Raw genomic sequence first — 10309 nt, 5'->3', positions numbered from 1 at the left:
AATATCGTTGTTTGAGGTTACAACAAATCAAACACGAATACGGCGACATAGCCAAGTGGTAAGGCACGAGTCTGCAAAACTCCGATTCCCCAGTTCAAATCTGGGTGTCGCCTCCAAATTGTAAAAGCACTTCGCAAGGGGTGCTTTTACAAATAATTTAATAGCTAATGGGAGCATAGCTCAGCTGGGAGAGCATCTGCCTTACAAGCAGAGGGTCACAGGTTCGAGCCCTGTTGTTCCCACCAAAAGGGCAAAAGTCAAAAGCCTTTGCCCTTTTACTATGCGGATGTAGCTCATCTGGTAGAGCGCCACCTTGCCAAGGTGGAGGTAGCGGGTTCGAGCCCCGTCATCCGCTCCAAAAAGAAAGCACTTGTCTTTTGACAGGTGCTTTTACTTTTGTTTGTCTTTTAATTAAATTGGCTCTTAATCAAATGTTGGGGTGAATTATTGTTTAGCAGATTTATGCTTCCCCTCTGAGGGGAAGGCGGCATGTTATCATATGAAGTGCAACACTTCAAAAAAAATAGACAACATAGCAATTTTCGTGTAAAATGAATTTACTACAAAACAAATAACACAAAGGTGATTGCTATGTCGTCATATATTCATTTTACACATGATGAACGAATTTGTCTACAAAAACTTTTAAGTGAAGGAAAATCTTTCCGTCACATAGCTTCTTTATTAGGAAGAAGTCCTTCTACTATTAGTCGTGAAGTTAACAGGAATCGAGCTAAATATTCTCCGAAAAGAAAAAGTGATAATAAATTTAATTATCATCATTGGAGAGCTCAAGTTCAAACTATTTGCCGCCGTCGGCAGAATCGAAGGACAGCTTTAACTCTTGATAGTTTCAAGTATAAGTATGTCGTAGAAAAGCTAAATCTGTTTTGGTCGCCTGAACAAATTGCAATGCGTATGCGAATTGACTATCCCGGTCAAATTGTAGGTGTAGCAACGATTTATCGCTATATCAAGCGAGGAGATTTGCCCAATATAAAGAAGCGTACACATCTAAGGCGTAAAGGCAAGAATAGAAACTATGTTCATCATAATTGCAATGTAATTCACCCTGATCGTATAATTCCTGAATGGCCTGAAGAAATCAAAAACCGTTCAAGAATAGGAGATTGGGAGGGAGATACCGTATATGGCGGTATCGGCAAGGGGTTAATTGTAACTCTTGTAGATAGGAAGTCGAGATATTTAAGAGCAGGAAAATTAAGCAAACGAAATGCAGATGAAACAAGAATGGTTATTGAACAGCTACTTAACAATCATGTTGTTAAAAGCATTTCATTAGATAACGGTTCTGAGTTTTCTGAATTTCGTATTTTGGAAGAAAACATTAACTCACCTGTGTATTTTGCAGAACCACACAAGCCGTGGCAACGAGGTACAAATGAGAACACAAACGACATATTAAGATTTTTCTTTCCAAAAGGCTATGATTTTCGTAAATTATCTCAAGCTCAGTTGGATGTTGTTGTTGATTTAATCAATGACCGTCCTCGTAAATGTCTTGGCTGGAAATCTCCAAAAGAAGTTTATGTTGCACTTGCTTGACATTCTGCCGTGGCATTTTCGCAAGAAAATGACGAATGAGGTGTCGCCGTTTACGGCGTTTTTCCTTAGTCTAAGATTTGATATAAGTGAACTCTTAGCGAGTTCAACACCTCATCAGTCACTTGCGTGACAGCTTCCCCTCAAGGGGAAGCCTTGGTGCGTATCTGAAAAATCATTTAAATTTATAAATCTGCTAAACCATAATTTATCCCAACTATCGAAAAAGAACCGATTTTACAATCTGACAGAAATATGATATAATTTTACTGCATAATTTAAGTTTAGCAGGGTGCGGTGATAAAATGAAGAAAATTGCAGTCGGAATACTTGCTCATGTTGACTCGGGAAAAACTACGCTTTCGGAGGCTTTAATGTATTGCTCGGGAAATATTACAAAGCTTGGCAGAGTTGACCACAGAGATTCGTTTCTCGATACATTCTCGCTTGAGCGTGACAGGGGCATCACTATATTCTCAAAGCAGGCTCTTATGAAGTATAATGACACTGACTTCACCTTGCTTGATACCCCGGGGCATATTGATTTTTCGGCTGAGGCTGAGCGTACCTTACAAGTGCTCGACTACGCAATCCTTGTAATCAGCGGTACAAGCGGCGTACAAAGTCACACCACAACTCTTTGGAAACTGCTAAAAAGGTACAATGTGCCTTGCTTTATTTTTGTAAACAAAATGGATCTTGACGGTGCAGACAAGCTTTCGGTTATGGCACAGCTTAGAACAAATCTTGACGAAAACTGCGTTGATTTTACATATCGGAACACCGACTCATTCAAAGAGAGCGTTGCTGTGTGTGATGATGAAATTCTAGAGAAATTCTATGATACCGACAATATCGAAAAATCCGACATTATCCGTGCTGTAAAACAACGGAAGCTTTTTCCTTGTATGTTCGGCTCTGCCTTGAAGCTTGAGGGAGTAAAGGAATTTTTGAACTGCCTTGATGAATATACCGAAATGCCTGTGTACAGCGAGGAATTTGGTGCAAAGGTTTTTAAAATTTCTGAGGACACACAGGGCAACCGCCTTACTTTTTTAAAGGTGACAGGCGGCAGTCTTAAAGTGCGTGAAATCATAAAAAGCGACAAAAATATAAACAGCGAAAAAGTGAACAGAATCAGAGTATATTCAGGCGAAAAGTTCACAGCTATTGATGAGGCGGCGGCAGGCACAGTTTGTGCCGTTACTGGAATAACCTTTGCAAAGCCGGGTGACGGACTTGGAATTGAAAGCGACTCCGACATTCCAATGCTTGAGCCTGTGCTTACCTACAGGGTTGACCTTCAAGACGGTGTTGACCCGCACACAGCCCTTGCAAAGCTGAGAATACTCGAAAGCGAAGACCCACAGCTGAATGTTGTGTGGAACAGCCGACTTTCGGAAATTCACATTCAGCTTATGGGCGACATTCAGCTTGAGGTGCTGAAAAGCATAATTTCAGAGCGTTTTAAAATGAATGTTGAGTTCAGCACAGGCAGTATCATTTATAAAGAAACTATAGAAAATGCAGTTGAGGGTGTGGGTCATTTTGAGCCGCTGAGGCACTATGCCGAGGTACATTTGCTGTTAAAACCACTCAAGCGTGGCAGTGGAATTATTATAAATTCACGCTGTAAAGAGGACTTGCTCGACCGCAACTGGCAAAGGCTTATTCTCACACATTTGCACGAAAAAACACACATCGGAGTGCTGACAGGCTCACCGATTACAGACATTGAAATTACCCTTGTGTCTGGCAAGGCTCACGCAAAACATACTGAGGGCGGAGATTTCAGACAGGCAACCTACAGAGCAGTACGGCAGGGCTTGCGAAGTGCCAAAAGCGTTCTGCTTGAGCCTGTGTATGAGTTCACATTGGAAGTGCCAAACGAAAATATCGGCAGGGCAATGTCTGATATTCAGCGTATGAACGGCACATTTGCTCCGCCTGAGAGCAAGGGGGAAATGACCACCCTAAGCGGCACTTGTCCTGTTTCAGAGATGGGCAGCTACACAAAAGATGTTATGCAGTACACACACGGAAAGGGCAGACTTGCCTGCATTTTAAAGGGATACGAGCCGTGTCACAATGCAGATGAGGTTATAGAAAGCATCGGCTACGACTGCGACAGCGATGTAGAAAATCCCTGCAGTTCTGTGTTCTGCTCTCATGGGGCAGGCTATAATGTGAGTTGGGACGAAGTGCCACAGCATATGCATCTGCCGAGCATTCTTGAGCCGACAAAAGAAGATAGTGCTGCTACCAAAAGTGAAAATGCCTTTGCAAAATGCAAAAATCAAGATGATGTTTTTGCTCTTGATAAGGAGCTTATGCAGATTTTTGAGCAAACCTACGGCCCGATTACACAGCGAAAGAAAGCCCCCGAAAGGCGAAAGGTAACCGCAGTATCAGCCATTGACAAGGCGGCAGAAAAGCTTAAAAAATCACAGCAATACGGCGGCACAGAGTATCTGCTTGTTGACGGCTACAATGTCATTTTTGCGTGGGAGCATCTCAAGGAGCTTACCGAAAGAAGTCTTGACGGTGCAAGGCAGGTGCTTATAAATATTCTCTGCAACTACCAGGGCTACAGCAAATGCAATCTGATACTCGTTTTTGACGCATACAAGGTCAAGGGGCAGTATCGTGAGGTTGAAAAGGTGAACGGCATAAGCATTGTTTATACCAAAGAAGCTGAAACCACCGATATGTACATTGAAAAAGTCACGAACAAGCTTGCTAAAAATAATAGAGTTCGAGTTGTGACCTCTGACGCACTTGAGCAGATGATAATACTCGGCAACGGTGCATTGCGTGTATCCTCGCTTGCCTTTCTTGAAGAAGTAAGACAGGCGGAAGATGAAATAAGAAAAATCATAAATAATGAATAACCTAAGCCGATAGTTAATTGTTTTTATCTATCGGCAATATTTTTGTAATCTGTTGACATTAATTTTTGTGTATATTATAATCAAACTATATTATTCTATAATTCAAGGAATGGTTTATTTATGGAATTTTTATGCGATAGTAATTATATATTGCTTCCGACAAGCGATAATGCACAAAACAAAAGAATATATTTTTACATTGACGGAAAGCTTGAATATGACCTTTTATTAAGGCTTGATAATGATGCACCCGACTATAAATTTCCCGTAGATGTAAAACACTTTAAAGGCAAAAATATAACAATTAATATCGAACCAATGATGAATATATGCTTTGATAAAACAGATGAAATAAGCTATGTTTATGACGGGAAATACAGACCTCAGGTGCATTTTTCAGCCTCAAGAGGTTGGATAAACGACCCGAACGGACTGGTTTATTCAAATGGAAAGTACCTTATGTATTTTCAGCATAACCCGGTAGCGACAACATGGGAGAATATGCACTGGGGCGGTGCGTGTAGTAAAGATTTAATACATTGGCACGAATTTGGCGATGTACTGTTTCCTGATAAAGACGGAACTATGTTTTCGGGCTGTGCAATTATTGACAAATATAATTTAGCAGGACTACAGCAGGGCGACACACAAACAATATTATATTTCTACACCTGTGCCGGCAATACTTCTGAAACTTCAAAGGGCAAATCATTCACACAATGCCTTGCTTATAGCACAGACGGCGGAAAAACTTTAGTAAAATACAAAAACAACCCAATTATTAAAAATATCAAGGCTGAAAATCGTGACCCAAAGGTTATCTACTATGCTCAGAATAATAAGTATATTATGGTGCTTTTTATAGACAAGCACAGCTTTGCAATCCTTGAATCGAAAAATCTCCTTGACTGGCAAATAATACAGGAAATTACTATGTCTGATGATTGGGAATGTCCGGATTTTTATCCGCTTGCTGTTGACAACAATGATGATAATGTAAAGTGGGTTTTCTCAGCCGCAGGCGACAGATATTATATCGGCACATTTGACGGAACACATTTTGAAATTGAAAGTGAACAAAAAAGGCTTAATTTTGGCAATGCCTCATATGCCGCTCAGTCATGGTCAAATATACCTGGCGGAAGAAGAATTCGCACAGCATTTGCCTGCAATACTATTGCTAACAGTCCGTTTGCCTGTTGTCTTAATATTCCACAAGAAATGACAATAAAGACCGTAGGCAATGATATATACCTTTCTGCCTTGCCAATCAAGGAATTTGAAAGTCTTTACATCAGAACTGATTCTTACTACGATATTGAAATCTGCAAATCAAAACCTCTATTGCATAAAATCAATACAAAGGCATGTGATATTTCACTATGTGCCGATGTCGAAAAATCATTTACCATTAATCTATACGGGCTTAAAATTGAGTACAATTCTACTGATAAAACCTTGTCTTGTCTTGACAAAACAGCACAGCTAAAATGTGCTAATAATAGGGTAGAGCTTAGAATTATTTACGACACAATTTATACAGAAATTTTTGCCGACTACGGCACAGTATTTATGGGTATGGCATACATTCAGGACAGCAATTTAAACACGCTTAGCATAAATTCTGACAATGCAATAATTCATAATATCAACATATCGGAACTAAAATCAATATATTAAATATTTTTGATAATAGCTTGAATATATCTGCAAAATATGATATTATATTAAAAGCTAATAAAATATTTAAAATTCAGGAGGAAAATTATGTCTGTTTCATATATGACACACCCATTGATTAGACACAAAATCACATTGCTCAGAAAAGAGAGCACTTCTACAAACGAATTTAGAAAGCTTGTTGAGGAAATCGCAATGCTTATGGGTTACGAGGCACTTTCAGACCTTGAAACTCAGGAAATCACAATCAAAACTCCGCTTGAGGAGAGCAAACAGCCTGTAATTTCAGGCAAAAAGCTCGCAGTTGTGCCGATTCTCAGAGCCGGTCTTGGTATGGTAAACGGTATTCTTGCCCTTGTGCCATCTGCAAGAGTGGGACACATTGGTCTTTACCGTGACCCAGTTACTCACGAGCCTCACGAATATTACTGCAAGCTTCCCGAGCCAATCGACCAAAGACAGATCGTTGTTGTTGACCCAATGCTTGCTACAGGCGGCTCAGCCGTTGCCGCAGTTGATTACATCAAACAGCATGGCGGTCAAAAGATTAAATTTATGTCAATTATTGCCGCACCGCAGGGCGTAGAAGCTTTGATGAAGGCTCACCCTGACATTCAGCTTTATGTCGGTGCTCTTGACAGAGAACTTGACGAAAACGCATATATTCGTCCGGGTCTTGGTGATGCCGGCGACAGAATTTTCGGTACTAAATAATTAAAAACACTAATAAATATAGGAGTAGCCGTGATTTACGGTTACTCCTTTTTTATGACAGAACAACTGCCTTCTAAGCAGTAGATAAGTCCTTTTTGAAATAATTTACCGATATATAAAAAAATGCAATAATATTATGATAAAATGTTGATTTACAAACTGCAATATGATACAATAAAATCGCAATATGATTTATTCGCAATTTTAGTATGTGTACTTTCGATTGGAGGCATTACATTGTGTTTTATTTCAGAAGATTTCAGAGTATGGCATCTATAATTAAAGTCAGCAATTATGCTGATTTCAATATTTACAAAATGAATATAAAGTACAATTACAGCATTGATAAAATCATTGAAAAAGGCATTACCGATGACCAGAGTTTTGTTAATGCTATTGCAAGCGAATCTCTGCCATTTTTGCCGATTAACATTAATGCACCCAAATTTGCCTGCAGTGCGTTTACTATGCGTGCTAAAAATGGCAATATATTAATGGGCAGAAATTATGATTTCAAGAATGATTCCTCCGCATTGCTTGTGTATTGCAATCCTAAGAACGGCTACAAATCCGTTGCCACAGCTGCACTTGACAATATCAAGGCAAATGTCGCAGATGAGAGCATAAAAAACAAGCTCACTTGCCTTATCGCACCCTTTATCTGCCTTGACGGAATGAACGAAAAGGGAGTTTCTATTGCGGTTCTCACCCTTGACAGCAAGCCTACTCGACAAAGCACAGGCAAACCTGCCATTGGCACAACACTTGCAATTCGCCTTGTTCTCGACAGGGCAGCTTCAACTCAGGAGGCGGTTGATTTACTGAGTAAATATGATATGTTTGCGACGAGCGGCAGAGATTATCATTTTTACATAACCGATGCAAGCGGTGACGGTAGGGTAGTGGAATACGATTGCGACAATCCAAAGCGTCCCCTTATTGCCACACCAATCCGCACAATTACAAATTTCTACGGAATGTACATTGACAAGGTTTTGCCAAATCAAAAGAATGGAGTTTATGGTCACGGCAAAGAGCGGTATGATAAAATTGAGAAAGTTTTTGAAAGCGAGAGTGGCAATTACACTACAGAATCTGCGTGGAATGCCTTAAAATCAGCCTCTCAGCTTCCAAACCCAATGGATATTACAAGCAACACCCAATGGTCAATAGTTTATAACGAAACCGACCTCACCGCCAAAATAGTCCTCCGCCGCAACTGGAAGGACGCTTATTCCTACAGTATTAATTATTAATTTTCTATTGACATTTTTGCTATTATGTATTACCATATAAATGTTGTTAAAGTTACTTTTAATAACATTAAATCTATACTTGGAACTACTGGGTAACGGCAATTAGAGCTTATTGACTCCCGGCCATATATAGATTTAGCTTTGACTATTATGTCAAAAGGCGGATATGCTTGTTCTTATTGCTCCCAGTTTGATTGCTGTTGAGCAGTATTGCATATCCGCCTTTTTGTTTATTTGAATTAATATCATTAACGCTCGTACCCCAAGGGCATTTCCTCGCAAAGCTCACAGCACAGTCCTGAAAGAATTTTTATAAAAAATTTAAGGGTATTAATACTATGATGTATCAATACCCTTTGTGGTACGAGTGTTCATAACGGACTTATGAAAAATTCAGGTTTTATCGGCAGTTACACACTTTTCTCGCTCGCACATTTGTGATTTATTCAATTTCTTCCTATAATATGGATGTAAAATTCAAGTCAAGGAGGAAATGACAATGAGAAATCCAAAGTATCACATTTATCTAACACCTGATGAGCGGTGTACCGTCATCAACAGCTTGATTGATTTGAGAAACAACCTAATAATACAGGGCAAGTACACCGATATCATCGACGAGCTGCTGATCAAGTTCACGAAAGCCAAAGTCAAGAAAATCAAGGTCAAGGAGGTTTGAATTATGGCTAAAAAGATTACATACACGCAGCAGGGAGATTATTTACTACCCGATTTGTTGTTACCTGAACAACCGAAAGTTGAAATCGGCATTTGGGGTAAGCGGCATTTGAAGTATATTGAGCATTACCGCCCAATCCTATATACAAACTTGCTGACAAGCTGCAAACTCACAGCCTACCTCGCTGACATTGATGAGCAGGCAGAGGATATGTTCTTTCGGCTTGTAAATCAACTTGTAAAAGAGGACGGCGTAAGCGAACAACTCAAAGCTGAGGATCAAATGCAATGGGTCCGGAAGATGAATAATATACATAATCAGGCAATCGAGATTGTCAACAGCGAGTTAATATTTGCATAATACTTCGGGCGAAGATGATTTGTTTCATCTTCGCCCAAAATATTAGTGAATTAAGATATTATAGTTCGAGTCTTCATAAGTCTCATATTGAATAAGCTCGTTTTGGTGATTTTCAAACAGAGATTTTTCTATAAATAATATCGACTTTTTATTATTTCTAAATCCTTCTATTCCTCCGTTTAAACATTTATAATCTCCATTTAGTTCAGCACATAAAACATCGCACTGTTCCCAAACGCCTTCCTTGATATTTTCAAGAGGGTATGGATCTTCGCTCTTTGATTTAACAAAGTAACAATCATAACCTTCAAAGGTAGGATTTTGCTTTGTAAAGTTAACAATCGCATTTTGTGCCATTGTTTCTCTTATCTCAAATGTTGATTTTATATTTCTATATATACCGAGAAAGCTAAAAGCTGTAAATAGAGCAATCAAGCAAAATGAGGATACTGATATTAGAATATGAGATTTGACTCCTTGTTGTTTTATCAATAGAATAGTATCATTTATGGTAATGGATACAAGGAGAATTAAACAGAGAAAGGTAGGAATATAATACCAAAATTCAATCGTTCTTGTTAAACTGAAAAAGATTAATGTAACAAAAAACCATACATACAGAAGCAACTGAAAATTGCTGATACCGATTTTAATTGTTCTTTTTACGATGAACTGAATGATATAACATAGGAGTATCATTGCTATGATTACCTGAGTTGGACGATTGGTCAACAGAACTTTTATGAAACCGAAATAGGAGCCTCCCTTAGAGGCACCGGTAGCCATTCTGTCAGTTACGTCTACACCAAACATTATTCCCAAAAATGCCATACCGTCGTTTATGTATCGAACAACTGCCCAAATAACAATCGGTAATGTGGAAGTTATAAATGTAATAATATAATCCTTTAGTTTTAGTTGTTTATATAGTTTACTCAGGATTATATACGCTATTCCTATAAGCATTATAGGAGCGGCGTGAAAACTTTTTGTTAAGAAAGCTAATGAGAAACCTATTCCAAAAATGTAAAGACCCCAATGATGTGTTTTTGAAATAACTAAGCCGGTCATTGAAATGAGATACAGCAATAAAAACAATGCATCCGCATCACCTGTACGACCACAATGCCCAATAAAGAATTCGGCAAACGAAAGAAATGTAACGT

8 protein-coding genes and 3 tRNA genes are annotated in these 10309 nt (G+C 38.9%); 10 read left to right on the top strand and 1 reads right to left on the bottom strand.

Annotated features, from left to right (window positions below; all coding sequences use genetic code 11):
- Positions 1–41 precede the first annotated feature (41 nt).
- From ACJMMI_RS03240 to ACJMMI_RS03195, 10 genes are all read left to right on the top strand, one after another.
- Positions 42–116 (top strand) — tRNA-Cys (locus ACJMMI_RS03240).
- 53 nt (positions 117–169) lie between these two features.
- A tRNA-Val gene (locus tag ACJMMI_RS03235) sits at positions 170–245 on the top strand.
- A gap of 37 nt (positions 246–282) precedes the next feature.
- Positions 283–358, top strand: a tRNA-Gly gene (locus tag ACJMMI_RS03230).
- A gap of 233 nt (positions 359–591) precedes the next feature.
- Positions 592–1566, top strand: coding sequence for an IS30 family transposase (locus ACJMMI_RS03225; RefSeq protein WP_405353494.1), 975 nt, complete (start codon positions 592–594; stop codon positions 1564–1566).
- 302 nt (positions 1567–1868) lie between these two features.
- Positions 1869–4454, top strand: coding sequence for an NYN domain-containing protein (locus ACJMMI_RS03220; protein WP_405353492.1), 2586 nt, complete (start codon positions 1869–1871; stop codon positions 4452–4454).
- A 120-nt stretch (positions 4455–4574) separates the two neighbouring features.
- Positions 4575–6134: a glycoside hydrolase family 32 protein gene (locus tag ACJMMI_RS03215; protein WP_405353489.1), complete on the top strand. Its 1560-nt coding sequence runs from the start codon at positions 4575–4577 to the stop codon at positions 6132–6134.
- An 84-nt stretch (positions 6135–6218) separates the two neighbouring features.
- Complete coding sequence (gene upp / locus ACJMMI_RS03210; RefSeq protein ID WP_405353497.1) at positions 6219–6848, top strand: uracil phosphoribosyltransferase; 630 nt, start codon at positions 6219–6221, stop codon at positions 6846–6848.
- Between the two features lie 239 nt (positions 6849–7087).
- Positions 7088–8104 carry a linear amide C-N hydrolase gene (locus tag ACJMMI_RS03205; protein WP_405353486.1) on the top strand — a complete coding sequence of 339 codons (1017 nt, stop codon included), beginning with the start codon at positions 7088–7090 and terminating at the stop codon, positions 8102–8104.
- 499 nt (positions 8105–8603) lie between these two features.
- Positions 8604–8783 (top strand): hypothetical protein, encoded by a 180-nt coding sequence (locus ACJMMI_RS03200; protein WP_405353484.1) that lies wholly within the window; start codon positions 8604–8606, stop codon positions 8781–8783.
- A 3-nt stretch (positions 8784–8786) separates the two neighbouring features.
- Positions 8787–9143 (top strand): TnpV protein, encoded by a 357-nt coding sequence (locus ACJMMI_RS03195; protein WP_405353482.1) that lies wholly within the window; start codon positions 8787–8789, stop codon positions 9141–9143.
- Between the two features lie 42 nt (positions 9144–9185).
- Here ACJMMI_RS03195 and ACJMMI_RS03190 read toward each other — a convergent pair.
- Positions 9186–10309: hypothetical protein (locus ACJMMI_RS03190; protein ID WP_405353479.1), on the bottom strand; the 1124-nt coding region annotated here is incomplete at its 5' end.

Source organism: Ruminococcus sp. (assembly GCF_045129435.1).
GTDB lineage: Bacteria > Bacillota > Clostridia > Oscillospirales > Acutalibacteraceae > Ruminococcoides.
The sequence above is the reverse complement of the archived record's forward strand: the minus strand, read 5'-3'. Positions and strand labels throughout refer to the sequence as shown.

Excerpts from the sequence above, each read along its gene's own strand:
- ACJMMI_RS03225 (WP_405353494.1), top strand. The coding sequence starts at position 592 with ATGTCGTCATATATTCATTTTACACATGATGAACGAATTTGTCTACAA.
- ACJMMI_RS03220 (WP_405353492.1), top strand. The coding sequence starts at position 1,869 with ATGAAGAAAATTGCAGTCGGAATACTTGCTCATGTTGACTCGGGAAAA.
- ACJMMI_RS03200 (WP_405353484.1), top strand. The coding sequence starts at position 8,604 with ATGAGAAATCCAAAGTATCACATTTATCTAACACCTGATGAGCGGTGT.
- ACJMMI_RS03195 (WP_405353482.1), top strand. The coding sequence starts at position 8,787 with ATGGCTAAAAAGATTACATACACGCAGCAGGGAGATTATTTACTACCC.
- ACJMMI_RS03215 (WP_405353489.1), top strand. The coding sequence starts at position 4,575 with ATGGAATTTTTATGCGATAGTAATTATATATTGCTTCCGACAAGCGAT.